The sequence below is a fragment of the Pseudomonas sp. MDT1-17 genome (assembly GCF_054898105.1).
Genome location: NZ_JBUBVM010000001.1, coordinates 5,848,921 through 5,874,357, shown reverse-complemented (window position 1 = coordinate 5,874,357; position 25,437 = coordinate 5,848,921). Strand labels below are relative to the sequence as shown.

Sequence of the window (25,437 nt, the reverse complement as noted above, 5' to 3'; positions counted from 1 at the left end):
CGGCGGGAGCGAAGTGCGGAAGATTTTATCTGCATAAAGCAAAACCCCCGGCCTGGGCCGGGGGTTTAGTTGTTACTCGTCGAGGAAGGAGCGCAAATGCTCGCTTCTTGTCGGGTGGCGCAGCTTGCGCAGCGCCTTGGCTTCGATCTGACGGATCCGTTCACGGGTCACGTCGAACTGCTTACCAACCTCCTCGAGGGTGTGGTCGGTATTCATGTCGATACCGAAGCGCATGCGCAGAACCTTGGCTTCACGGGCAGTGAGGCCGGACAGAACTTCGCGAGTCGCTTCTTTAAGGCTCTCAACGGTAGCGACATCGATTGGCGACTGCATGGTCGAGTCTTCGATGAAGTCACCCAGGTGGGAGTCTTCGTCATCACCGATCGGGGTTTCCATGGAGATCGGCTCTTTAGCGATCTTCAATACCTTGCGGATTTTGTCCTCAGGCATTTCCATGCGTTCGCCCAGCTCTTCCGGGGTCGGTTCGCGACCCATTTCCTGCAACATCTGGCGGGAAATACGGTTGAGCTTGTTGATCGTCTCGATCATGTGCACCGGAATACGGATGGTGCGGGCCTGGTCGGCGATCGAGCGAGTGATCGCCTGACGGATCCACCAGGTGGCATAAGTCGAGAATTTGTAGCCGCGGCGGTATTCGAACTTGTCTACCGCTTTCATCAAACCGATGTTGCCTTCCTGGATCAGATCGAGGAATTGCAGACCACGGTTGGTGTACTTCTTGGCGATGGAGATCACCAGACGCAAGTTCGCTTCTACCATCTCTTTCTTCGCGCGGCGGGCCTTGGCCTCACCGATCGACATGCGACGGTTGATGTCCTTGATCTCGGCGATCGTCAAACCGGTTTCGGTTTGCAGCGCGGTCAGCTTCTGCTGGCAACGAATGATGTCCGGTTGCAGGCGACCAATGGCTTCAGCGTATTTGCTTTTGCCTTTGGCCAGTGCGTCGGTCCAGCTTTCGTCGACTTCATTGCCCGGGAACTGGCGCAGGAAGTCGGCACGCGGCATGCGGGCATCACGAACGCAAAGTTGCATGATCGCGCGCTCTTGCTGACGCAGACGATCCAGGGCACTGCGGACACGCTCGACCAGGCCTTCGAATTGCTTCGGAACCAGTTTGATCGGCATGAACAGCTCAGCCAGGAGCACCAGCTCGGCAATTGCCAGCTTGTTGCCACGACCGTGCTTTTTCAGAGCCTTGCGGGTGACTTCCATCTGATCGGAGACAGCACCAAAGCGCTGTGCAGCGATGACCGGATCCGGACCGCTTTCGGCTTCTTCTTCGTCGTCGGTGCTGGCTTCAGCTTCTTCGTCGTCGGTGTCGTCATCCGCTTTCACGGCTTTCGGATCGACAGGCGGAGGCACTTCGGCTGCAGGCGGCGCAATGCCGTCGTCCGGGTCGATATAACCGCTCAGGACGTCGGACAGGCGGCCACCTTCGGTGGTGACGCGAGTGTATTCGGACAGAATGTGGTCAACCGTGCCAGGGAAGTGCGCGATTGCGCCCATCACTTCACGGATGCCCTCTTCAATACGCTTGGCGATTTCAATTTCGCCTTCACGTGTGAGGAGCTCTACCGTACCCATTTCACGCATGTACATGCGCACTGGGTCGGTGGTGCGACCAATGTCGGTCTCGACCGCTGCCAACGCTGCTGCTGCCTCTTCGGCCGCGGCTTCGTCGGTATCGGCGTCGGCCAGCATAAGGGAATCCTTATCTGGCGCAACCTCGAATACGTTGATCCCCATGTCATTGATCATGCGGATGATGTCTTCCACCTGTTCCGGATCTGAAATATCCTCCGGCAGGTGGTCGTTGACCTCCGCGTAAGTCAGGTAGCCCTGCTCACGACCAAGTGTGATCAACTCTTTGATACGAGACTGCTGTTGCGCTTTTCCGGACATAACACCCTATCCACTGAAGGTCTTGGCGGGCAAAAAACAAGCCGAGGATTATACCTGAGCTATGACCTCACGCGCCAGTTGAGGTCGGGTCTGATACAGCCATATTTCGTTTTAATAGGTCGCGCATCTGATTTGCGATCTGAATTGCTTCCTCCGCGGTCAATCCTGGCTGCCTTGCTTTTCTGATAAGTACTTCCAGGCTATCCGTGTGTTGACTTGCCGATAACCTAGTAATGGTGTCTAAAAACTGTTGTTCAAGGTTGTCGCCGTCAATCAGCCACTCCTTTTCCGCTAAAGCCTTGAGCAGGCGCCCCTGTTCAGTGCCATGCCATCGCGCCATTAGCTGGATAGAGTTTAGCTTAGGATTTTTCTGCACGGCCCCGATGAGGGCTACCAGCAGTTGCGCGTACGTGTTGGTCTCATTCGCGAAGTGATCGGCGGTTTCTACCTTGCCCGCCAGCTCCGGATGATGAATGAGGGTGCGCAGCGCTATCAGCGTTGGAGCTTCGACTCCAATCGGTTTGCGTGGGGCGCTGTGTTGGTCGCGATCACCGCCGCGTTTGCCGTTCTTGTCCCACGGCTTCTTGTCCCACTTCTTGCCACCTGCGCCGGGTTTCTTCGGCGTCCACTCCTGCTGCGGCACGTACATCTCTTGTGCCTGCGGCTGATGGTAGTCGCTGTAATCCGGCATGGCGTCGTAATCGATGCCGGGATCGTAAGCCGGTGGCGTTTCCTGGGGGGCGCTGTGCACAAGCTGGCTCACGGCTTCACCGCTCAGACCGGTAATTTCGGTCAGGCGCTGACGCATCAGGATGCGCAGGTTGGCGCCCGGGACTTTGTCGATCAGCGGCGCGGCGAGGGTGGCCATGTGGGCCTTGCCTTCGAGCGAGCGTGGGTCCGATTCCTCGGTCAGCTGTTGAAAAAAATAATCCGCCAACGGTTGGGCGTGCTGGTTGATCCGTGCGCGGAAGGCGTCAGTGCCTTCGGAGCGGACCAGCGTGTCCGGGTCTTCGCCTTCGGGCAGGAACAGAAAACGTGCGCGCCGCCCATCCTGCAGGCTCGGCAGCGCCGCTTCCAATGCCCGCCAGGCGGCATTTCGACCGGCCTGATCTCCGTCGAAACAGAACAGTACGTTGGGCACGACGCGAAATAGTCGCTTCAAGTGCTCTTCGCTGGTGGCGGTGCCCAAGGTCGCGACGGCATTGCGCAGGCCTTGCTGCGCGAGGGCGATAACATCCATGTAGCCTTCGACGACGATGATTTCGTCGAGGTTGCGGTTGTTCTTGCGTGCTTCATAAAGGCCGTAGAGTTCCTGGCCCTTATGGAATACCGGGGTTTCCGGTGAGTTCAGGTATTTCGGCTTGTCGTCGCCCAAAACCCGGCCGCCGAAAGCGATGATGCGTCCGCGGCTGTCACGGATCGGGAACATCACGCGATCGCGGAAGCGATCATAGCGTTTGCCGGTTTCGGCGTTCTCGATCAGCAGGCCAGCATCGATCATGGCTTTCTGTTGCAGGGTATCGCTGCTCAAGTGCTTGAACAGGTTGTCCCAGCCGGGCGGGGCAAAGCCGAGGCCGAAGTCTCGAGCGATTTCACCGGTCAGCCCGCGACCTTTCAAGTAATCCACAGCCGCTTTGCGCGACGGATGGCTTTTCAGGGCCTGGCGGTAAAAGTCGGCGGCGGCGGTGAGTAGCGGGTAGAGCGGCGAATCGGTCGGCTGCCGCGGTTTGTGCGGCCGTCCGCTTTCTTCGCGGGGGATTTCCATGCCGGCGGCTTTGGCCAGTTCTTCGACAGCCTGGACGAAATCCAGGTTGTCGTGGTCCATCATGAAGCCGAGGGCGTTGCCGCCAGCGCCGCAGCCAAAGCAATAATAGAACTGCTTGTCGGGGCTGACGCTGAAGGAGGGGGTTTTCTCTTTGTGAAACGGGCAGCAGGCGGTGTAATTCTTGCCAGCCTTTTTCATCTGCAGGCGCGAGCTGACCACATCGACGATGTCGGTGCGGTTCAGAAGGTCGTCAATGAAGCTCTGGGGAATTAGCCCGGCCATGGCGTTCTCGTCATCTGCGCTGAAATGGACCCAAAACGATGAACGGCCGAACGCGGGGCGTTGTTTGAGGCGCGCAAAATGTGCGGCTCGACCGGTGTCGTCTGCGTAATCGCTGTCGGGAAGTGTATCTGCCGAAAATCCACTGACGTTAGTACCAATCAGTATTCGACTATTTGAAAGTGTTGCGCTGAATCCGGCTGCGGCCTGTCGATGGCCTCGGATAGCTCATAAGCTGGCACGCAAGAAGGTGCCTTGGGCTGATCGTCGTGAGAGGAATCAGTGGGTGTGCTCGTCAGTAGCCTTGGAAGGCTCGTCAGAAAAGACGTGCACCGCTGGCAAAAGAGCCAGGTCTGACGCTGTGAAGCAGATTTGTCTCGGTCGCGTGTGCGGCTTTGACGGTGAAGCATCAAGCGTTTCTGCAAATGCCATTAGCCCGGCTGAGGGCCGGGCTTGGCAGAAGCTTGCTACGAACGTCTGTGTATTAGTACAGACGAACGGCGCGGCGCTGTTCGCGCTGTACTTTCTTGGCGTGACGCTTAACAGCGGCTGCTGCTTTACGTTTACGCTCAGAAGTAGGCTTCTCGTAGAATTCGCGGCTACGAACTTCAGCCAGTACACCGGCTTTTTCGCAGGAGCGCTTGAAACGACGCAGAGCTACGTCGAAGGGTTCGTTCTCTTTTACTTTGACGGCTGGCATCCAGAGCTACCTTCATTCATTACCGGGGTCAACATCCTCGTGGCAAAAGAGCACTTGAAGACGTCGGTTTTTAAGGGTTGCGGATGTTAACCCCTCATCGCTCGGAATGCAAAGCCTCTGATCGAAAACCGCTAGTCGGGGCATCCCATGGCGACTATTATGCGCGCCTTCGAATTCAGCCTAAACAAGGCGCAAACCCATGCTAGTACTGGGATTAGAAACCTCCTGCGACGAAACCGGTGTCGCATTGTATGACAGTGAACGAGGCCTGCTGGCCGACGCGCTGTTCAGCCAGATCGACCTGCACCGCGCCTATGGCGGGGTAGTGCCGGAGCTGGCCTCGCGGGATCACGTCAAACGCATGCTGCCCTTGATTCGTCAGGTGTTGGCCGAAGCTGACTGTGTGCCGACCGAGATCGACGCCATCGCTTATACCGCGGGTCCTGGCCTGGTCGGTGCCTTGCTGGTGGGCGCCTCCTGCGCTCAGGCGCTGGCCTTCGCCTGGGGCATTCCGGCGCTGGGTGTGCACCACATGGAAGGCCACCTGCTGGCGCCCATGCTGGAGTCGCAACCACCGGAATTCCCGTTCGTCGCTTTGTTGGTGTCGGGCGGTCACACGCAGCTGGTTCAGGTCGACGGGATCGGTCAATACACGCTCTTGGGCGAGACCCTCGACGATGCCGCCGGGGAAGCTTTTGACAAGACCGCGAAGATGATGGGCCTCAATTATCCGGGTGGCCCGGAAATCGCGAAACTGGCAGAGCAAGGCGTCGCAGGACGTTTCACCTTTCCGCGTCCGATGTGTGACCGTCCAGGGCTGGCTTTCAGCTTCAGTGGCTTGAAAACCTTTGCCCTGAACACCTGGCAGCAGAGCGTCAGCGCCGGGGACGACAGCGAGCAAGCCCGTTGCGACATCTCGCTGGCGTTCCAGCAGGCCGTGGTGGAGACTTTGACCATCAAGTGCAAGCGTGCCCTGAAACAGGCGGGCATGAAGCGTCTGGTGATCGCTGGCGGCGTCAGTGCCAACAAGGCACTGCGCACTTCGCTGGAAAAAATGCTCGGCGATATGAAGGGCGATGTGTTTTATGCCCGTCCAGAGTTCTGCACTGACAACGGCGCGATGATCGCGTTTGCCGGCTGCCAGCGCTTGCAGGCCGGTCAGCACGAAAGCCTGGCGATCAGCGTGCAGGCGCGTTGGCCGATGGAGCAATTGTCGGCGCTGTGATGACGTGCGGGATGAGCCGCGTTCATGCCCGGTATTTAAAAATGCCGTTCGCGCCCGGCAAACAGGTCGCGTAGATTGCCGCGATGGCGCCAGACGATCAGTCCCGTGAGTGCGCTCATGGGCAGCAGTGCCGCCGGTTCTTGCCAGGCTAACAGCGGCAGGGTCAGCGGTGTGGCGATCAATGCGGCCAGTGAGCTGGTGCGGGTCAGGTAGAACGTCAGTAGCCAGGCGCAGACCGCCAGCAGTGCCGCAGGTGGGTAAAGGCCCAGCAACATTCCGGCAGCGGTGGCGACACCCTTGCCACCGCGAAAGCGAAAGTACAGCGGGAACAGGTGACCGATGACGGCGCAAACGCCGATCCAGGCTTGTTCTTGCAGCGAAAGGCCCGCAAGCCCTGCGATCAGCACCGGCAGCAGGCCTTTGCAGAGGTCACCGAGCAAGGTCAGGATGGCGAGTTTCTTGCCGGCCAGGCGCAACATGTTGGTGGCGCCAGCATTGCCCGAGCCACTCATTCGCGGATCGGGGTTGCCGGTCAGGCGGCTGAGCAAAATGGCGAAGGACAGAGAGCCAAGCAGGTAGGCGAGGGTCGCCAGTAACCAAAACATGCTAACTATTCCGGGCGAGGACGCCCTGATTCTAACGGCGCATTGCGCCCTTGTCGTGCAGCGGAGAAAAGTGCTTGGACAGAGTGTTTATCGAGGGCCTGGAAGTCGACACCGTGATTGGTGCTTACGACTGGGAGCGAGGCATCCGACAGTGCTTGCGTCTTGATCTGAGTTTCGCCTGGGACAATCGCCCAGCCGCCGCCGGTGATGACCTGACGCTGGCGCTCGATTACGCGAGCGTTTCCTCGCGCATCCAGGCTTTTGCCGAGCAGGCGCAGTTCCAGCTGGTCGAGACCTTCGCCGAACGTCTGGCTGAAGTGCTGATGAGCGAATTCAAGATCACCTGGATGCGCCTCAAGCTGACCAAGCCAGGTGCCATTCCGGCTGCCACGGGTGGTGTGGGCGTGGAGATCGAGCGCGGATGTCGCTGACTCAGGTGTATCTCGGGCTCGGTAGCAATATCGAGCGTGAATCCCATTTGCAGGCGGGCCTGGAAGCCTTGGCAGGTTTCCTGGTGGACATACGCTGCTCGGCGGTATTCGAAAGCCAGCCGGTGGGGATCAAGAGCGGGCCGTTCTTCAATTTTGTGGTGTCGGCTTTTACCGATTTACCGCTGATGGAGTTGGATCGCCGGCTGAAATTCATTGAGGCGGACAACGGTCGTTATGCACCGGACCGCAAGGGTTTGCCACTGGATATCGACGTGCTGTTGTTCGGCGATCTGGTGGGTAACTTTGATGGCTTGATCCTGCCACGGGCCGAAATTCTGAAAAATGCCTTCGTGCTATGGCCGTTATCGCTGATTGCACCGGATCGCGTGCATCCGGGGGTAGGCAAGAGCTTCGCGACGTTGTGGCGCGAGGCGCAGATTGATCAGGTGTTGGCGCCGGTGGCGTTCGAATGGCGTGGTGAGCAACTGACGCCCTCAGATTTGCTGTAAAGCAAAAGATCGTCCGAACGCGGCCCGAACCTTCGGCAGCTCCTACATGGATGATGTGCGCCCAGTAGGAGCTGCCGAAGGTTCGGGCCGCGTTCGGACGATCTTTTGCTCTTGCTTAGGCTTTTTCTTTGTAAGTCTTCAACGCCTTGAGCCGTTCACGCTTGATCGCTTCACCCAGCTCCGGCCCTTTGAATCCTTTCTCCAGCAACGGCTGAACCGCCACGGTCCGAGCGGCATTCGCCGCCCCACGCAAATAATCCGCCTGTGGATAACTTCTCTGTTCCAACCCTTTGCGTCCACGCGCATCCATCTCGCACGCTGCGATAAAATCCTCGAACCGCTGCGGTCGACGGTAAACGTCAAAACTTTGCAGCAACTCCAGCAAGGTCGACGGCTTCAGCTCCAGGGCGCGATGGCCGTGGGTGTGATATTCGCCAACCAGCAGAGCCAGCTCCTGACAGTCCCTCGGCGCCTTGAAGCGTTCATTGACCGCCTTGATCAGTTTCAGGCCCTTGTGCTCGTGGGCAATGTGCCGGGGCCATTCCTCCTCGGGCGTCAGTCCCTTGCCCAGGTCATGCAGCAGGCAGGCCCAGCGCACGGTGAGTGGTTGTTTGTGCAGTGCTGCTTGCTCCAGCACGCTCAGGGTGTGCACGCCCGTGTCGATTTCCGGGTGATGGACTTGCGGTTGCGGTACGCCGAAGAGCACGTCGAGTTCCGGCATCAGCACCTTGAGCGCACCACACTCGCGAAGCACCTGAACGAACACCTGGGGTTGGTCTTCCATCAGGGCGCGAGAGATTTCTTTCCAGCTTCGTTCCGCGGTCAAGACTTCCAGTTCACCTGACTCGCTGAGTTGACGCATAAGTTCCAGTGTCTCAGGTGCGACGGTGAAACCCAGCCCCGCATAACGAGCGGCGAAGCGGGCAACGCGCAGAACCCTGAGAGGATCTTCGGCGAATGCGGGGGAAATGTGGCGCAGGAGGCGATCCTTGAGGTCCCGTTGGCCATGGTAAGGATCGGTCAGGTTCTGCTGATCGTCTTCTGCCATGGCATTGATTGTCAGGTCACGACGGATCAGGTCTTCTTCAAGGGTGACTTCGGGGCTGGCGTGAAAGGTAAAGCCGCCGTAGCCGCGTCCGCTTTTGCGTTCGGTCCGGGCGAGGGCGTATTCCTCACCGCTTTTGGGATGAAGAAAAACCGGGAAGTCCGCCCCCACCGGGCGAAAGCCCTTGGCGAGCATTTCTTCAGTGGTGGCGCCCACCACGACCCAGTCGATGTCGGTGACAGGCTTGCCCAGCAGGCGATCGCGTACCGCACCGCCGACTTTATAAATCTGCATGAAATACCTCCGTTAGCTCGACAGAATAACCTTTGCGTCGAACTTCCGGAGGCAGAAACAGGATCAAAGATGGATGACAGCCAGGTCCAGCCGGCCGTAATCCCCCTCGCTGTGTTCACCTCTGGGCGGAACATGCTGGGTTTTCATTACCTGATCCCCTTGCAGGGTTTCCAGATGAATGTCGAAGCCCCAGAGACGGTGCAGGTGTTTGAGTACTTCCTCGGTGGACTCGCCCAGCGGTTTGCGGTCATGTTGCTGGTGACGCAAGGTTAGAGAGCGGTCGCCGCGCCGGTCGATGCTGTAGATCTGCACGTTGGGTTCGCGATTGCCCAGGTTGTACTGGGCCGCCAGGGTTTCACGGATGATCCGGTAGCCCGGTTCATCGTGAATGGCCGGCACCAACAGATCGTCCTTTTGATCGTCATCGAGAATGCTGAACAATTTCAGGTCGCGGATCACCTGGGGTGACAAGTACTGCAAGATGAAGCTTTCATCCTTGAAGCTGCTCATGGCGAACTTGATGCTGGACAGCCAGTCGGTGCCGGCAATTTCCGGGAACCAGCGGTAGTCCTCTTCCGTTGGGTGTTCACACATGCGCCGGATGTCCCGGTACATGGCAAAACCCAGGGTGTAGGGGTTGATGCCGTTGTAGTAGGGGCTGTCGAAGCCGGGTTGATAGACCACGCTGGTGTGGGACGTCAGAAACTCCATCATGAAGCCGTCGGTTACCAGGCCTTCGTCGTACAAATCGTTCATCAGGGTGTAGTGCCAGAACGTGGCCCACCCTTCGTTCATCACCTGCGTCTGACGCTGTGGATAAAAATACTGGGCGATCTTACGCACGATCCGCACAATTTCCCGCTGCCATGGCTCCAGCAACGGTGCGTGTTTTTCGATGAAGTAAAGGATATTTTCCTGAGGTTCGGCGGGGAAGCGCGCGTTGTCCTTGTCGCTGTACTTGTCCGCACCTTTTGGAATGGTCCGCCACAGATCGTTGATTTGTTTCTGCAAATGCTCTTCCCGATCCTTTTGCCGACGGCGTTCTTCTTCGGCGGAAATCGGATACGGGCGTTTGTAGCGATCGACCCCGTAGTTCATCAGGGCGTGGCAGGAATCCAGCAGGTCCTCGACCGCGTCGATGCCGTGGCGCTCTTCGCACTGCATGATGTACTGCTTGGCGAAGACCAGGTAATCGATGATCGAACTGGCGTCAGTCCAGGTGCGGAACAGGTAGTTGCCTTTGAAAAAGCTGTTATGCCCGTAGCAGGCATGGGCAACGACCAAGGCCTGCATGCAGATGGTGTTTTCTTCCATCAGATAGGCAATGCACGGGTCCGAGTTGATCACGATCTCGTAGGCCAGCCCCATCTGCCCACGGCTGTAGGATTTCTCGGTACTGAGGAAGTGTTTGCCGTAGGACCAATGGTGATAGCCCAGCGGCATACCGACGGAGGCATAAGCGTCCATCATCTGCTCGGCAGTGATCACTTCGATCTGGTTGGGGTAGGTATCCAGGGCATAACGAGCCGCCAGGCGACTGATTTCTTTGTCGTACGCCTGAATCAGCTCGAACGTCCATTCGGAGCCGGTGGAAATGGGTTGGCGCTTCTGCTCTTTGGCGGTCATGTCACTAACCTGCGCTGGAAGAGTTCACGGAAGACCGGATAGATATCCCCGGCCGAGACCAGTTGTTGCTGGGCGAAATTGTCAGAGAAGGCTTCGGCGATGCGTTCGTACTCGAACCACAGGGCCTGGTGCTCGCGCGGGGTGATCTCAACGTAAGTGTAGTACTGCACGAACGGCATGATCTGGTTGATCAGAATGTCGCGGCAGATCGGCGAGTCGTCGTTCCAGTTATCGCCGTCGGAGGCCTGGGCGGCATAGATGTTCCACTCGTTTGTCGGATAGCGTTCGGCCATGATCTCCTGCATCAGTTTCAAGGCGCTGGAAACGATGGTGCCGCCGGTTTCGCGCGAGTAGAAAAACTCCTCTTCATCCACTTCCCGGGCACTGGTGTGGTGGCGGATGAATACGACGTCGATCTTGTCGTAGTTACGCTTGAGAAACAGGTACAACAGGATAAAGAAGCGCTTGGCGATATCCTTGGTCGCCTGAGTCATGGAACCGGACACGTCCATCAGGCAGAACATGACTGCCTTGGAACTGGGGTTGGGTTGCTTGATGAGCAGGTTGTACTTGAGGTCGAAGGTATCGAGGAACGGTACGCGATGAATGCGCGCACTGAGTTTTTCGATTTCTGCTTCGATTTCCTGAATATCGCCGAAGTTGTCAGGCTCATCCCGCTTGAGTCGCAGCAGTTCGTCTTTGGCTTCACGTAATTTTGCCCGGCTGCTGCCAGACAGGGCGATTCGCCGTGCATGGGCCGAGCGCAAGGTGCGGATGATGTTGATCCGTGACGGATTGCCCTCGTTACTGATCCCGGCACGAACAGTTTTGAAGGTGTCGGTGCCGGTCAGGTTGCGCTTGACCAGATTCGGCAGCTCAAGGTCCTCGAACATGAATTCGAGGAATTCCTCCTGGGTGATCTGGAAGACGAATTCGTCCATCCCTTCGCCCGAGTTACCTGCCTTGCCGGGGCCTCTGCCACCGCTACCTCCAGGCGGGCGGGCAATGTGCTCGCCGCTGGTGAATTCCTTGTTGCCCGGATGCACGACGGTTTGCTTGCCACCCCGACCGTGGTGAAGCACCGGCTCGTCAATGTCGCGGCCGGGGATGCTGATCTGTTCGCCGTGTTCCATATCGGTAATGGAGCGCCGGCTGACCGCCTCTTCGACAGCCTTTTTGATGTGATCACGGTAACGCCGCAGAAACCGCTGACGGTTCACCGTGCTCTTGTTCTTGCCATTGAGACGTCGGTCGATCACATAGCTCATGACTGCTCCTTAGAAGCTGTCCTGAAAGGGGCGAGCGGTTATGCAGCATCGACCGTGCCAAGGGATGTTCACGCTCCCCCAAGCGCTTTTGGACGCTGACTGAACCTCGCTACCGACTTTCGAACACCTTCCAAAGGTCTGTGTAACAGAAAATGCGAACACAGGCCTCTGGCTGACGACAACCGGTCTGACCGGCAACGGGTTATTGTGATTTTCGGACCCGCAAGTACCACTCGGACAGCAGTCGTACCTGTTTATCGGTGTAGCCCCGCTCGACCATCCGTGTGACGAAGTCGTTGTGCTTCTGCTGGTCCTCTTTGCTGGCCTTGGCGTTGAAGCTGATGACTGGCAGGAGGTCCTCGGTGTTGGAGAACATTTTCTTCTCGATGACCACCCGCAGTTTTTCGTAGCTGAGCCAGGTCGGGTTCTTGCCGTTGTTATTGGCCCGGGCGCGCAGTACGAAGTTGACGATTTCGTTGCGGAAATCCTTCGGATTGCTGATACCGGCCGGTTTTTCGATTTTCTCCAGTTCTTCGTTGAGCGCTACGCGGTTGAGGATCTCGCCGGTTTCCGGGTCGCGGTATTCCTGGTCCTGGATCCAGAAGTCGGCGTACAGCACATAGCGATCGAAGATGTTCTGACCATACTCGCTATAAGACTCGAGATAGGCGGTCTGGATCTCCTTGCCGATGAATTCGATATAACGCGGTGCCAGGTATTCTTTGAGAAAGCGCAGATAGCGTTCGCGGGTTTCGGCCTGGAATTGTTCCTGCTCGATCTGTTGTTCCAGCACGTAGAGCAAATGCACCGGGTTGGCGGCGATTTCGTGCGGATCGAAGTTGAACACTTTCGACAGGATCTTGAACGCGAAACGGGTCGACAAGCCGTTCATGCCTTCGTCGACACCGGCGTTGTCGCGGTATTCCTGGATAGACTTGGCCTTCGGATCGGTGTCCTTGAGGTTTTCGCCGTCATACACACGCATCTTGGAGTAGATGTTAGAGTTTTCCGGCTCTTTGAGGCGCGAGAGTACAGTGAACTGGGCGAGCATTTTCAGGGTGTCAGGTGCGCAGTGAGCCTTGGCCAGGGAACTGTTGAACAGGAGCTTGTCGTAGATCTTCACTTCATCGCTGACCCGTAGGCAGTACGGCACTTTGACGATGTAGATCCGGTCGATAAAGGCTTCGTTGTTTTTGTTGTTGCGGAACGTGTGCCATTCCGATTCGTTGGAGTGGGCCAGCAGAATCCCGGTAAACGGAATCGCCCCCAGACCTTCGGTACTGTTGTAGTTGCCTTCCTGCGTGGCGGTCAGCAGTGGGTGCAGCACCTTGATCGGTGCCTTGAACATTTCGACGAACTCCATCAGGCCCTGGTTGGCCCGGCACAGTGCGCCCGAGTAGCTGTAGGCGTCGGCGTCGTTCTGCGGGAATTCTTCGAGTTTGCGGATATCGACCTTGCCCACCAGTGCCGAGATGTCCTGGTTGTTTTCATCTCCCGGCTCGGTTTTGGCTACGGCAATCTGGTTAAGGATCGACGGATACAGTTTCACCACGCGGAACTGGCTGATGTCGCCGCCGAATTCGGCCAGGCGCTTGGTAGCCCATGGCGACATGATGGTGTTGAGGTAGCGCCGTGGAATGCCGAAGTCTTCCTCGAGGATCGCGCCATCTTCAGTGGCGTTGAACAGACCCAGAGGCGATTCGAATACCGGCGAGCCTTTGATCGCGTAGAAAGGCACCTTCTCGATAAGCTGTTTCAGCTTTTCGGCCAGGGACGATTTACCGCCACCCACAGGGCCGAGCAAATAGAGAATCTGTTTCTTCTCTTCCAGGCCCTGAGCGGCATGGCGAAAATACGACACGATCTGGTCAATGCATTCTTCCATCCCGTGGAAGTCTTCAAAGGCCGGATAACGGCGGATCACCTTGTTGGAAAAGATTCGCGACAGTCTCGAGTTGGCCGAGGTGTCGAGAAGCTCCGGTTCACCGATGGCCAGCAACAGACGCTCGGCGGCGGAAGCGTAGGCGCTGCGGTCGCTTTTGCACAGTTCAAGATACTCTTGCAGCGAGAGTTCTTCCTGGCGTGTGGACTCGAAGCGTTGTTGGAAGTGGCTAAAGATACTCATGACGTCACCTCGCTCGATACGTGGAGCCGACGCCGGATCATTCAGTCGATGCTGGCAGCCACTGGATATGCAGTCGCTGTTTACCCCCCAGAACTCTTTCGGAGCTGACTACCCCGAAAGCTACTCCCGATGACCCGCGCGCCGGTGTACCGGCTCTCCCCTGTTTTGGATGGCCTGCGCTTAAGGATAGTTGGGAATTCGGCAGGTAAAGGCGAGATACGTAATTAGTTGTGGCAGACCGTTCGTCTGCCACCGCGCGAGCCCGCGGGGGCCGGGGCTTGCGCGTTACAAAAAAATTATTCGGAAGTGCCTTGCGCCGTTTCCGAAGGATAAGTCGTACGCCACAGCTCAAAACCGCCATCCATGCTGTAGACGTCGGAGAAGCCTTGACTGATCAGGTACGCAGCGGCGCTCTGGCTGGAATTGCCGTGATAGCAGACCACTACAGTCGGTGCGTCGAGGTCGGCGGCACGAATGAAATCCGAGATGGAAACATTGTCCAGATGCTTCGAGCCGGCGATGTGCAGCGCAGCAAAGGTCGCAGGGTCGCGGACATCGACTACCACCGCGCCTTGTTCGCGCAGGGCTTGGGCCTGTTCCGGGGGGATACGTTTGAATTCGCTCATGGCGGGCTCCTGTGGCTCGGCTGAAAGCGCAGTCTAGCGCGGGGCGCTGGCTGACGATGGTTCGGGGATAAGTGCGGCGACTGGCGGCAGGGCAAGGCCATGCTCGTCGCATTTGCAAGACAGCCGTTCACCGCTGTCGACATTCATCAGGGTCAGGGCGCCACCCCAGACACAGCCGGTATCAAGGGCGGATACGCCCGGTTCGTTGCACCGGCCTTCCAGCGCGGCCCAGTGACCGAAGATGATCTTCAGGCCCTTGGTCTTGCGTTCCTTGTGCTGAAACCATGGCTGGTAACCCGGTGGCGCATTGTCGAGCCCTTCCTTGCTTTTGAGGTCAAGCTTGCCCTCGGCGGTACAAAACCGCATGCGGGTGAAATAGTTGGTGATCACCCGCAGGCGTGTCACGCCTTTGAGGTCGTTGTCCCATTTCGCCGGATCGTTGCCGTACATGCCATCGAGGTAGGCCGGGAACAGGTTGTCGTCGCGCAGTGCAGTCTCGACTTCGGCGGCACATTTCAAGGCCTTGCGCAGCGACCACTGGGGCGGTATGCCGGCATGGACCAGAGCAACTTCGCGCTGTTCGTCGTAGTGCATGAGTTTTTGCTGACGCAGCCACTCCAGCAGTTCCGTGCAGTCGGGGGCTCCGAGAATCTCGAGCAGGGTGTCGGCCTTCTTCAGGCGCTCGATGTTTTGCCCGGCGGCCAGCAAGTGCAAATCATGGTTGCCGAGCACGCACACCAGCGATTCGCGGATGCTATAGAGGAAACGCAAGGTTTCCAGAGACTGCGGGCCCCGGTTGACCAGGTCACCTACCAGCCACAGACGATCCCGTGTCGGGTCGAAGGCGACTTGCTTGAGCAGGCATTGCAGTGCTTGAAGGCAGCCTTGCAGATCGCCGACAGCATACGTTGCCATCAGTGCAGGGCTCCGGGCACCGCCAGACGGAATGGGGCGATGATGGCGTCGAAGTGTTTGCCGTCGTCGGCAACCATTTCATAAGTGCCCTGCATCGTGCCGACCTTGGAGGTCATGACGGTGCCGCTGCTGTAGGTGTGGCTTTTGCCCGCGTCGATCAACGGTTGCTGGCCAACAACGCCCGCACCGCGAACTTCTTCGACATGCCCGTCACCGTCGGTGATCACCCAGTGCCGCGACAACAGTTTGGCCGGTAGCTCGCCATTGTTGTGCACGGTGATGGTGTAGGCGAAGGCAAAACGGTTTTGCTCGGGTTGCGATTGTTCTGCCAGATAGCGGGTGACGACGCTGACGTCGACCTGATAACGAGGATCGGACATGCAAGAGGCCTTAAAATCGAAGCGGAACGCGGGGCGTAGCTGATGGAACTCAGTCTAGGCCAAGTATCGGGTAGTAAACCAGACATGGGCGCTGGTGTCCTACCCGATAACGCTTCAGGCCTGTCAGATATCAGCAGGCTTTTGTAGGACTTGTTCGCTGAGCTTGTCAGCCAGACGCACGAAAGCGGCTAGATCGAGTTGTTCGGGACGCAAGCTGCCATCGACGCCGGCGGCTTCGATTTCATCGTTGCTCAGCAGCAGTTTGAGGGTATTGCGCAGGGTCTTGCGGCGCTGGTTGAAGGCTTCGCGCACGACGCGCTCCAGCAACTTGTGATCCTTGGCCGGGTGCGGCAGTACCGCGTGGGGTACCAGGCGCACGATGGCCGAGTCGACTTTCGGCGGCGGATTGAACGCGCCCGGGCCGACGTTGAATAGATGCTCGACCCGGCAGTGGTACTGAACCATGATCGACAGACGACCCCAGTCACCGCCACCAGGGCCTGCCGCCAGACGCTCGACCACTTCCTTTTGCAGCATGAAGTGCATGTCGCGAATGATGCCGGCGTTGTTCAGCAGGTGGAAAATCAGTGGCGTGGAGATGTTGTACGGCAGGTTACCGACTACACGCAGGCTGTTCGGCGCGGCATTCAGGCTGTTGAAGTCGAACTTCAGCGCGTCGCCCTGGTGCAGGTTGAAGTTGTCCTTGCCGGCGAACTGCTGGTTGAGGATCGGGATCAGGTCCTTGTCCAGCTCCACCACGTCCAACTGCGCGCCGCTGTTGAGCAGGCCTTGAGTCAGTGCGCCCTGGCCCGGGCCGATTTCCAGCAGGCGGTCTTCGGGTTTGGCGCGGATGGCGCGCAGGATGCGGTCGATAACGCCGGCATCGTGCAGGAAGTTCTGGCCAAAGCGTTTGCGCGCCTTGTGTTGGTAATGCTCGGTCATAAACGGGTCTCGGCCATCTGGTAAGCGGTTTCCAGGGCGACTTGCAGGCTGCCGGTGTCGATGTTGCCGCTACCGGCCAGGTCCAGGGCAGTGCCGTGGTCCACCGATGTGCGGATGATCGGCAAGCCGAGGGTCACGTTGACTGCCGCGCCGAAGCCTTTGTACTTCAGCACCGGCAGGCCCTGGTCGTGGTACATCGCCAGCACCGCGTCGCAGTGCTCCAGATATTTGGGGGTAAACAGAGTGTCGGCGGGCAGGGGGCCGCGAAGGTCCATTCCTTCGCCACGCAGGCGCTCTAATGTAGGTTCGATAATGTCGATTTCTTCATGGCCCAGGTGTCCGCCTTCGCCGGCATGAGGGTTGAGCCCACACACCAGGATGCGCGGCTGGGCGATGCCGAATTTTTCTTGTAGATCGGTGTGCAGAATTCGCGTGACCCGTTCCAGTCGCTCCGGCGTGATCGCATCGGCAATCTCGCGAAGAGGCAGGTGAGTGGTGACCAGCGCCACGCGCAATCCGCGAGTGGCGAGCATCATCACCACTTGTGCGGTATGGGTCAGGACGGCAAGAAATTCCGTGTGCCCGGAAAAGGCGATCCCGGAGTCATTGATCACGCCCTTGTGCACAGGGGCCGTGATCATGCCGGCAAAATGCCCGTCCAGGCAGCCTTGGCCAGCTCGGGTCAGGGTTTCCAGGACGAAAGCCGCGTTGGCCTTGTCCAGTTGCCCGGCGGTGACCTTGGCGTTGAGCGGTGTATCCCAGACATACAGGCTGTTGGCTGGCGCGGGTGCATCCGGCCAGCTGTCCGGGGTTACCGGCAGCAAATCGACAACCACGCCCAGTTGCGCGGCCCGCTCAAGGAGCAGGTCGCGGCTGGTAATGGCAATCAGGGGATGTGGCTGGGCTTGCGAGGCGAGCAGCAGGCACAGGTCAGGACCTATGCCGGCCGGCTCGCCGGGTGTCAGCGCAAAACGCTTGGGTTTCACTGCGCTGCCTGGTCTGCACCAGGGAGTTTGATCTCTACGTACGCTTCGTCGCGGATCTGACGCAGCCAGGTTTGCAGCTCTTCGTCGTATTTGCGGTTACGCAGTACGGTCATCGCTTGTTGCTCACGGGCCTGGGTGGTGCTGTCAGTGGCGCGACGGCCAAGGACTTCCAGGACGTGCCAGCCGTATTGAGTCTGGAACGGCTTGGACAGCTGACCTTGCGGGGTCTTGGCCATCACTTCGCGGAACTCAGGCACCAATGCATTCGGGTCGATCCAGTTCAGGTCGCCACCGTTGAGGGCGGAACCCGGATCTTCCGAGAAGCTCTTCGCCAGTTCGCCGAAATCTTCACCCGCTTCGATACGGGTATAGAGCGACTCAGCCAAAGCTTTGGTTTTAGCCTCGTCGCGGATCGGGCTCGGTTTGACCAGGATGTGACGCACGTGCACTTCGTCACGCGTTTGGGTCTCGCCGCCACGCTTGTCGAGGATCTTCAGAATGATGAAGCCGCCCGGCGTGCGCATCGGTTGAGTGATGTCGCCGACAGTCATGGTGCTCAGCATGCGATCGAACGGAGGTGGCAGCTGACCGGCTTTACGCCAGCCCATGTCGCCACCCTCCAGTGCGGTTTCGCTGGCGGATTTGGCGATTGCCAACTGACCGAAGTCAGCGCCTTGCTTGAGCTGCTGGTAAACCGCGTCGGCTTGCTTGGCGGCATTCTGAATGGCGTCGGAGTTGGCACTTTCCGGCGTAGGAATCAGGATATTGGCCAGGCGGAATTCTTCGGACAACTGCATTTTGCCCAGGTCGGAAGCGAGGAAGTTTTTCACTTCCTGTTCGGAAACCTGAATGCGCTCGGCCACACGACGCTGACGCACACGGCTGATGACCATCTCGCGGCGAATCTGGTCGCGGGCGTCGTCATAAGACAGACCATCGCGAGTCAGGGCGGAGCGGAATTGATCCACAGACATGTTGTTGCGCTGGGCAATGGTGCCGACAGCCTGGTTCAGTTCTTCATCGGTAATACGGATGCCGGAACGTTCGCCGATCTGCAGTTGCAGGTTTTCGACGATCAGGCGCTCAAGCACCTGCTGGTCCAGCACGCCGGCCGGTGGCACGGCTGAACCGCGCTTGGCGATGGTTTGCTGAACTTCATGGACGCGTTGGTCCAGTTGGCTCTGCATGACCACGTCGTTGTCGACAATGGCCACCACTTTATCGATGGACTGCACCGCGGCGTTCGCCGCGGTACCCAGGAACAGCGCGCCCAGCATCAGCGGGCGCAGACAATCAGAAAGCTTGGTCTTCACGTTCACGATAACCTTGGATGCCTTTGTCGAGGAAGCTCTCTACTTTGGCGCCGGTGAGGCCGCCGAGTCCCTTCAGAACGATTTGTAGGAAGACGCCATGGTCGCCTTTTTCGTTTTGCGCAACGTCTTGACTGGTTTCGTCATAGTCAACCCAGTAACGGTTGATCAGGCGCAGTTTCCAGCAGCAGTTGTCGTACTCGAAACCACCGAAGGCTTCCAGGGTACGGTTACGGTTGTAGTCATACTGCCAGCGGCTGATGGCATTCCATTGCGGCACGATCGGCCAAATCACCGAGAAGTCGTGCTGTTGAATCTTGTAGTAGTCCTTCACGAAGCCAGGCTGACCTTCAACACCCAAGTTACCGCCGCCTACAGTCCATTGACCGGTGTTCTGGTCGTAACGGACCTGGTCATTGCGATAGCGATAGCCAGCGTTGATGACCTTGTTCGGGTTGTCTTCAGGCTGGTAGTGGAACATTGCGCTGCCCGAGCGAGGGCTGCGGCTGTCCGGGTCCCAGTTGTAATCGGCCGTGGTGCGCCAATCACGGTTCCAGCGATATTCGTATTCCAGAGCATAAGGCGAGACTTTAGCCTGCGCATCGTCGCGGGTTTTTGCGTCAATACCCGGCAACTGAACTTCGCGGTTCTTGAAGTACACGGCCTGACCGACGCTGATGCGCTGACGTTCGAAGCCATTGTCTTCGATCCAGCGGTTGGTTACGCCCAGAGACAGTTTGTTCTCGTCGCCGACGCGGTCGGAGCCGGAGAAGCGGTTGTCACGGAACAGCGATGCGTAGTTGAAGGTGTATTCGCTGGTGTCGAATACCGGAATGTCTTCCTGGTCCGTTTCAGGCACGTACAGGTAGAACAGGCGCGGTTCGAGGGTCTGGCGATAGTTCTTGCCGAACCATTGGGTGTTGCGATCGAAGTACAGGCCGCTGTCGATGCTGGCGATTGGAACGCCACGGCTCTGGTTGCTGCCGAAATGACCATTGACGTTTTCAGTCCCGGCTGCAGCTGCGGCTTGATCTTGAGCCACGATCTGGCTTTTTCCGATACTGTCCAGGTCCAGTTGGTACTGTGTGTACTGGTACTTCAGGGATGGCTTCAGGAAGCCATAGCTGGTATTCATCGGATAGCTGACAACCGGGGCAACATTCAGACGATCACCGGTAGCACGCGCCAGACCTTGAACGTTTTTGTCCAGGCGATCAGTTACGTTGCCGTCTTCATCGGTGAAGGTGCCGTTTTTCAGGTCACGATCAAATCGCACTACTTCGGTTTCGTAAGCGAAATCCAGTCCGCCCGGGTGATCCGGCAGTGCACCGTTGAAGGTGATCTGCGGCAGACGATCATACGGCGTGATGTTGGAAACGGTCGCCAGCTGATAAGCCTGGGCGTTCACGCGAGCGGTGTAGCTGTCGCCACGATAGGTGACAGAACCCTGCTGGTTCACATAATCGGAGCTTTTAACCCCGATCTGGTCGGTTTCGAGATCCTGGAAGTAATACGGATCGCTGATCTTGGTGTAATCAACTTGACTCAGAACGCGAGAGTCGAGACCACCCTTGTGCTGCCAGTTGTACATGTAGCGGTTTTTTTGGTAGTCGGTCTGCAGCTTGCGATCGGTGTCTTCGTCGTTGAGGTACGCTGCGCCGAACTGACCTTCGCTGGACGGGGTCAGGTAACGGAATTCACCTTCCATCAACAAGCCGTGCTTGCTCATGTAGCGCGGGTACAACGTGGCATCGTAGTTCGGTGCCAGGTTGAAGTAATACGGTGTGACCAGCAGGAAGCCGGTATCTGTGCCGGTGCCGATGGTCGGCGGCAGGAAGCCGGACTGGCGACGGTCATCGATCGGGAAATAGATGTACGGCGTGTACAGAACCGGAATGTCCTTGACCCGCAGCGTCACGTTGGTCGCGGTACCGAAACCGGTGGCCGGGTTCAAGGTGATGTTGTTGCCCTTGAGCTGCCAGGCGTTGCTGTTCGGTTCGCACGTGGTGTACGTACCATCCTTGAGGCGGATGATCGCGTTCTCGGCACGCTTGGCGTACAGCGCGCTGCCGCGGATACGGGATTTGTGCAGGACGTATTCGGCGTTGTCGACCTTGGCTTCACCGGTGTCGAGCTGCACGTCGGCGTGGTCGCCCACGATCAGTGCGCCATTGTCGCGAATACGGACGTTGCCGCTCAGTTCGCCACGGCTCTCGGCCTGGTAGAGGTTCGCTTCGTCGGCTTCGACCTGCATGCTGCCCTGACGCATGACCACGTCACCGGCCAGGGTCGCGACCTGCTCATCCTGCTTGTAGCGAGAGGCTTTGGCGCCGAGAAAGGTCGGAGCGTCACTTTTATTCGTCTTGTCATTCATGCCAGGACGAATCGGTTCGATATAGGAACCAGCGCAGTAAGGACCTGTTTCGGCCAATTGCGCTGCAGTGAGCTTCTCGCGCGGAACCCAGTCGAGGTGGCTGTAGTCTTCGCTACGCGACTTCAGGCCGCGGCCCTTGGATTCGGTCACCAGCACAGGCTTGGCGCCGGAGTCTTGACTGGAGCCGCTGTCGGCCGGAGTCTCACCGCTCGTGCTTACCGCCGCACTGCCGTCATGGACGGGACGCGGTGGCAGCGCAGCTGCTGGAGATTTTGGCGCACAGTTCCAGGCACCCGAAGCAGAGACTGAGCAGTCATACTGTTCCGCGGCGACCACGAACGAAGTGGCTAGAGGTTGCAGGGCCAGCAGACTGCCGGTAACCAACAACGGAAATTTTTTACGAAACGCGGGGGATTTCAATGCCATCTTATTAGTCCGGGCTTCCTGCGTGCCATCTGCCCGCGGTGTGGGCCGCACGCCTCTCGATGGTCTGAAAAAGATGCTGGATAATAAAGCATGACCCGCTTGACGGCTAGCGCCGTCGGAGACCCTTGCAATGCCTGACCAAGATGTACGTTTGCAACACCTGAAAGTTTGGCTCGATGAGCAATTGGCTGTCCTCTTTGCAGAACAGGGTTGGGGCGTCGTACCCCCGGCCACGTTGACCGCGGCCAGTAGCGATGCGAGTTTTCGACGTTATTTCCGCTGGGAAGGCGAGGGCCGAAGCTTCGTCGTAATGGACGCGCCACCCCCCCAGGAAAACTGCAAACCCTTCGTGGATATCGCTTTTCTGCTGGCGAAATCCGGAATTAATGTTCCTAAAATTTATGCCGAAGACCTCGAACGTGGTTTTCTTTTGCTCAATGACCTGGGCAACAAGACTTACCTGGACGTGATCGACAGCGAAAATGCCGACGATTTGTTCAAGGATGCCCTGCAAGCACTGCTGGCTTTTCAGCAGTTGCCGATGGTTGCACCGCTGCCAAGTTATGACGTGGCATTGCTGCGGCGCGAGCTGGAATTGTTCCCGGAGTGGTACGTGAAACGCGAGTTGGGTATCGAGTTCGACTCGGCTCAGCAAATGCTCTGGCAGAACGTGACCGAGCTATTGATCGACAGTGCGCTGGCCCAGCCCCAAGTGCTGGTGCACCGCGACTACATGCCACGCAACCTGATGCTCAGCGAGCCGAACCCCGGTGTGCTGGATTTCCAGGACGCGGTCTATGGCCCCGTGACCTACGACGTGACCTGCCTGTTCAAGGACGCGTTCCTCAGCTGGCCCGAAGAGCGCGTGTTCGCCTGGCTGCAAGATTACTGGCAACAAGCAGGCGCGCTGGGTATCCCGGTCCAGCCTGACTTCGAAGATTTCCTGCGTGCCAGCGACCTGATGGGTGTGCAGCGTCACCTGAAAGTGATCGGCATCTTCGCCCGCATCTGCCATCGTGATGGTAAGCCGCGTTACCTGGGCGATGTGCCGCGCTTCTTTGCTTATATAGACGCAGTGATCGCTCGTCGTCCTGAGTTGGTTGAGCTGGATGTGTTGTTGGCCAGTTTGCGCGCTGGAGCGAATGCATGAAGGCAATGATTCTGGCGGCAGGTAAAGGCGAGCGCATGCGCCCGCTGACCCTGACTACACCGAAACCGCTGGTTCGCGCCGGCGGTATTCCGTTGATCGAGTATCACTTGAAGGCCTTGGCGGTGGCGGGGTTTACCGAGGTGGTGATCAACCACGCCTGGCTCGGTCAGCTGATCGAAAACTACCTCGGGGATGGCTCTCAATACGGCGTACGTATTCAGTATTCGCCGGAAGGAGAGCCACTGGAAACCGGAGGCGGGATTTTCCGCGCGTTGCCGTTATTGGGAGACAAGGCCTTTGTCGTGGTCAACGGTGACATCTGGACCGACTACGACTTCAGCGTATTGCACCAACCCATCACCGGGCTGGCGCATTTGGTGCTGGCTGACAACCCGGCCCATCACCCAGCCGGGGATTTCAGTCTGATCGACGGGCAAGTACGCGACGGTCAGCCGGACACCGCAACCCTGACCTACAGCGGCATCGCGGTGCTGCACCCGCAGCTGTTCGACGGTTGCACCGCCGGGGCGTTCAAGCTTGCACCGCTGCTGCGCAAGGCCATGGCCGATGGACACGTCACCGGCGAACGCTTGAACGGGCATTGGGTGGATGTCGGCACTCACGAGCGTCTGGCTGAAGTCGAAGCTCTGTTAGAAGCGAGACGCTGACATGCTGTGGCCAGCGACTCTCATTGGCGCCGGAGCGGGCTTTGTCATAGCCAGCATTCCGGGGGCCATGCTTGGCGCCTTATTGGGGCAGGCCCTGGATCGGCGCTTGCAGTTGCAGAGCTGGGCACACTTGCGAGAAAAGCTCGGTGGTCGCTCGGTGCTGCGCAACGATGAACTGCTGTTTGTGTTGTTGGGACGACTGGCCAAGAGCGATGGACGGGTGGTGGAGGGCCACATCCAGCAGGCCCGTCAGGAAATGCGTTCGCTGGACATGAACGAGTCGGCGCAGAGCCGGGCAATTGCCGCGTTCAACCGCGGCAAATCGGGAGATGATCGGTTGCGCGGCTACCTGCGCCGCTTGAGTACTCAACCCCATGCGGCCGAAGGCGTCTTGCGTGCCTGTTGGCGGATGATCTGGGCTGATGGCCGTGCCGGTAGCGCTGAACGGGAGCTGATTAAGCAGTGGGGCAAGTGGCTGGGCTGGACACGACCACAGGTGCAGGCGCTGGCGGCCGATTATGAACAGCACAAGCTTGCGCCGGTCAGCAGCGCTGTCACCTACCAAGATGCGATGCGGCTTTTGGGCGTGTCGGCGACCAGCGAGCCGGCGCAGATCAAACGCGCTTATCGACGCCTGCTGAGTCGCCATCACCCGGACAAGATTGCCGGCAGCGGTGCAACGGCGTTGCAGGTTCGCGAAGCCACTGACAAGACTCGCGAACTGCATAGCGCCTACACGTTAATTCGTGAGCGGCGGGATTTTCGCTAGTGGCCTGGAAGATCAAAAGATCGCAGCCTGCGGCAACTCCTACAGGTGTACGCATAACCCGGTGTAGGAGCTGCCGCAGGCTGCGATCTTTTGCTTTTGCTTAATTCGCGTTCTGCGGATTCAGCCAGCCGCGCACTCGGCGCACCAATTGCTCTTGCTCTGCCGCTGTGTTCCCAGGTAAAGCCTTGAGCGAGACCTGACTGAACCCCGAAGTCTTCAACCGTTTGCTGGCTTGCATTCGTTCCAGCGCCGCGTTGCGATCCAGCGGCTTGTCCATATAGAAGATGTCAGCGGTGGGCAGCTTCAGGGTCGGTGTCAGTTCGGCCAGCTCTGGTTTGGCTTTCACCGGCATCTGAGCGGCAACCATCACAAACTTCTCCACTTGCGAGGGCTGCCTCTCGCTCAGATAACGTGCCGCCCAGTAAGCGCCGGTGCCATGGCCCAATACGACAATGCGGCGAGCACTTTGCTGTTCGGCGTAGGCAATGGCGGCGTCGATGCGGGCGAATATTCGTTCGGCGTCGGCGTTGGCCTTTTCCTCGGTGGTTTCGGCGATCGCCTTGTCTGCCACCTCCGCTTCGCCACCCGCCGCTTGTTCGATGGGCGCTGCGGTGGTCGAGTCTTTGCTGTCGGTGTCAGGGGCTTTTGGCGTGGGTGCCACTTCTACGATACGTGGTGCAATGGCATCGCTTTGCAGGTCCGGCAAGGTGATACTCAGGCTGCTCCACTCTGCGTCCGGCAATTTGCGTCGCAATGGACCTATTGCTTGCGGCCAGTCAACGCTTTCCCCAGCGCCAGGGATGATAATCACCGCGCCTTTGGGTTCGGCGGTATTGGCCGGTTTCCACAAGGCCAGAAACGTGTCGCTGCCCGCTTGCAGTTGCTGCTGTTCCTGAGCAGGGATCTTGCGCTCAAGTGCAGTCGCTTCTTCCTGACTACGCTCAAGCAGCGGCTGGCGCTCGACCGGTTTTGCTTCGGGGGGAGTCTCCGTCGCGGCAGGTGCCGGGTCGGCGGCCTCGACGGAAAAGGCGCAAGGCAGGATCAGCGACAGGCACAATGCTGGCAGTGCCAGGCGGTAAACAGGGGGCATCGGATA

Annotated in this window: 22 protein-coding genes; 6 read left to right on the top strand and 16 right to left on the bottom strand. The window is 58.5% G+C overall.

Annotated features, from left to right (window positions below; genetic code table 11):
- Positions 1-72: 72 nt before the first annotated feature.
- The 3 genes from rpoD to rpsU form a co-directional block, all read right to left on the bottom strand.
- Complete coding sequence (gene rpoD / locus ACYZTX_RS27145; protein ID WP_462036594.1) at positions 73-1,923, bottom strand: RNA polymerase sigma factor RpoD; 1,851 nt, start codon at positions 1,921-1,923, stop codon at positions 73-75.
- Positions 1,924-1,990: 67 nt separating this feature from the next.
- On the bottom strand, positions 1,991-3,970 hold the full coding sequence (dnaG, locus tag ACYZTX_RS27140) for a DNA primase (RefSeq protein ID WP_462036593.1): 1,980 nt from the start codon (positions 3,968-3,970) through the stop codon (positions 1,991-1,993).
- Between the two features lie 481 nt (positions 3,971-4,451).
- Positions 4,452-4,667, bottom strand: coding sequence for a 30S ribosomal protein S21 (gene rpsU / locus ACYZTX_RS27135; RefSeq protein WP_002551877.1), 216 nt, complete (start codon positions 4,665-4,667; stop codon positions 4,452-4,454).
- Positions 4,668-4,866: 199 nt separating this feature from the next.
- Between rpsU and tsaD the strand changes: the two genes are divergently transcribed.
- Complete coding sequence (tsaD, locus tag ACYZTX_RS27130) at positions 4,867-5,892, top strand: tRNA (adenosine(37)-N6)-threonylcarbamoyltransferase complex transferase subunit TsaD (protein WP_462036592.1); 1,026 nt, start codon at positions 4,867-4,869, stop codon at positions 5,890-5,892.
- Between the two features lie 35 nt (positions 5,893-5,927).
- On the opposite strand, the gene plsY is transcribed toward tsaD, so the two are convergent.
- Positions 5,928-6,497, bottom strand: a complete 570-nt coding sequence (gene plsY / locus ACYZTX_RS27125; protein WP_462036591.1) for a glycerol-3-phosphate 1-O-acyltransferase PlsY — start codon at positions 6,495-6,497, stop codon at positions 5,928-5,930.
- A 74-nt stretch (positions 6,498-6,571) separates the two neighbouring features.
- Between plsY and folB the strand changes: the two genes are divergently transcribed.
- Complete coding sequence (folB, locus tag ACYZTX_RS27120) at positions 6,572-6,928, top strand: dihydroneopterin aldolase (RefSeq protein ID WP_030129997.1); 357 nt, start codon at positions 6,572-6,574, stop codon at positions 6,926-6,928.
- Positions 6,919-7,437, top strand: a complete 519-nt coding sequence (gene folK / locus ACYZTX_RS27115; RefSeq protein ID WP_462036590.1) for a 2-amino-4-hydroxy-6-hydroxymethyldihydropteridine diphosphokinase — start codon at positions 6,919-6,921, stop codon at positions 7,435-7,437. Before folB ends, folK begins: the two co-directional genes overlap by 10 nt.
- Positions 7,438-7,552: 115 nt before the next feature.
- Here folK and ACYZTX_RS27110 read toward each other — a convergent pair whose 3' ends face one another.
- The 11 genes from ACYZTX_RS27110 to ACYZTX_RS27060 form a co-directional block, all read right to left on the bottom strand.
- A complete protein-coding gene (locus ACYZTX_RS27110; RefSeq protein WP_462036589.1) occupies positions 7,553-8,776 on the bottom strand; it encodes a multifunctional CCA addition/repair protein in 1,224 nt (407 codons plus the stop codon).
- A 63-nt stretch (positions 8,777-8,839) separates the two neighbouring features.
- The gene (locus ACYZTX_RS27105; protein ID WP_462036588.1) at positions 8,840-10,402 is read right to left on the bottom strand and encodes a SpoVR family protein; all 1,563 of its coding nucleotides are present in this window, start codon (positions 10,400-10,402) and stop codon (positions 8,840-8,842) included.
- Entirely contained in the window at positions 10,399-11,670 is a 1,272-nt protein-coding gene (locus ACYZTX_RS27100) for a YeaH/YhbH family protein (protein WP_449645256.1), read from the bottom strand. Before ACYZTX_RS27100 ends, ACYZTX_RS27105 begins: the two co-directional genes overlap by 4 nt.
- Positions 11,671-11,872: 202 nt before the next feature.
- Positions 11,873-13,795 (bottom strand): PrkA family serine protein kinase, encoded by a 1,923-nt coding sequence (locus tag ACYZTX_RS27095; RefSeq protein WP_033056218.1) that lies wholly within the window; start codon positions 13,793-13,795, stop codon positions 11,873-11,875.
- Positions 13,796-14,091: 296 nt separating this feature from the next.
- Positions 14,092-14,421 (bottom strand): thiosulfate sulfurtransferase GlpE, encoded by a 330-nt coding sequence (gene glpE, locus ACYZTX_RS27090; RefSeq protein ID WP_046045372.1) that lies wholly within the window; start codon positions 14,419-14,421, stop codon positions 14,092-14,094.
- A 33-nt stretch (positions 14,422-14,454) separates the two neighbouring features.
- Positions 14,455-15,336 (bottom strand): symmetrical bis(5'-nucleosyl)-tetraphosphatase, encoded by an 882-nt coding sequence (locus ACYZTX_RS27085; RefSeq protein ID WP_462036587.1) that lies wholly within the window; start codon positions 15,334-15,336, stop codon positions 14,455-14,457.
- A complete protein-coding gene (gene apaG / locus ACYZTX_RS27080) occupies positions 15,336-15,716 on the bottom strand; it encodes a Co2+/Mg2+ efflux protein ApaG (protein ID WP_462036586.1) in 381 nt (126 codons plus the stop codon). The genes ACYZTX_RS27085 and apaG overlap by 1 nt, the downstream gene beginning before the upstream one ends.
- Before the next feature lie 123 nt (positions 15,717-15,839).
- Positions 15,840-16,658: a 16S rRNA (adenine(1518)-N(6)/adenine(1519)-N(6))-dimethyltransferase RsmA gene (rsmA, locus tag ACYZTX_RS27075; RefSeq protein ID WP_449645255.1), complete on the bottom strand. Its 819-nt coding sequence runs from the start codon at positions 16,656-16,658 to the stop codon at positions 15,840-15,842.
- Positions 16,655-17,644 carry a 4-hydroxythreonine-4-phosphate dehydrogenase PdxA gene (pdxA, locus tag ACYZTX_RS27070; protein WP_462036585.1) on the bottom strand — a complete coding sequence of 330 codons (990 nt, stop codon included), beginning with the start codon at positions 17,642-17,644 and terminating at the stop codon, positions 16,655-16,657. Before pdxA ends, rsmA begins: the two co-directional genes overlap by 4 nt.
- Positions 17,641-18,957 carry a peptidylprolyl isomerase SurA gene (gene surA / locus ACYZTX_RS27065; RefSeq protein ID WP_462036584.1) on the bottom strand — a complete coding sequence of 439 codons (1,317 nt, stop codon included), beginning with the start codon at positions 18,955-18,957 and terminating at the stop codon, positions 17,641-17,643. The genes pdxA and surA overlap by 4 nt, the downstream gene beginning before the upstream one ends.
- Positions 18,938-21,754 carry an LPS-assembly protein LptD gene (locus ACYZTX_RS27060; RefSeq protein WP_462036583.1) on the bottom strand — a complete coding sequence of 939 codons (2,817 nt, stop codon included), beginning with the start codon at positions 21,752-21,754 and terminating at the stop codon, positions 18,938-18,940. The genes surA and ACYZTX_RS27060 overlap by 20 nt, the downstream gene beginning before the upstream one ends.
- Before the next feature lie 130 nt (positions 21,755-21,884).
- On the opposite strand from ACYZTX_RS27060, the gene ACYZTX_RS27055 reads away from it, so the two are divergent.
- Genes ACYZTX_RS27055 through ACYZTX_RS27045 form a run of 3 tightly spaced genes read left to right on the top strand, consistent with a single transcriptional unit; the run spans position 21,885 to position 24,341 of the window.
- Positions 21,885-22,904, top strand: a complete 1,020-nt coding sequence (locus ACYZTX_RS27055; RefSeq protein ID WP_462036582.1) for an aminoglycoside phosphotransferase family protein — start codon at positions 21,885-21,887, stop codon at positions 22,902-22,904.
- Positions 22,901-23,572: an N-acetylmuramate alpha-1-phosphate uridylyltransferase MurU gene (gene murU / locus ACYZTX_RS27050; protein WP_462036581.1), complete on the top strand. Its 672-nt coding sequence runs from the start codon at positions 22,901-22,903 to the stop codon at positions 23,570-23,572. The genes ACYZTX_RS27055 and murU overlap by 4 nt, the downstream gene beginning before the upstream one ends.
- 1 nt (position 23,573) lies before the next feature.
- A complete protein-coding gene (locus ACYZTX_RS27045) occupies positions 23,574-24,341 on the top strand; it encodes a TerB family tellurite resistance protein (RefSeq protein ID WP_462036580.1) in 768 nt (255 codons plus the stop codon).
- 100 nt (positions 24,342-24,441) lie between these two features.
- On the opposite strand, the gene ACYZTX_RS27040 is transcribed toward ACYZTX_RS27045, so the two are convergent.
- On the bottom strand, positions 24,442-25,431 hold the full coding sequence (locus tag ACYZTX_RS27040) for an alpha/beta hydrolase family protein (RefSeq protein ID WP_462036579.1): 990 nt from the start codon (positions 25,429-25,431) through the stop codon (positions 24,442-24,444).
- Between the last annotated feature and the right edge of the window lie 6 nt (positions 25,432-25,437).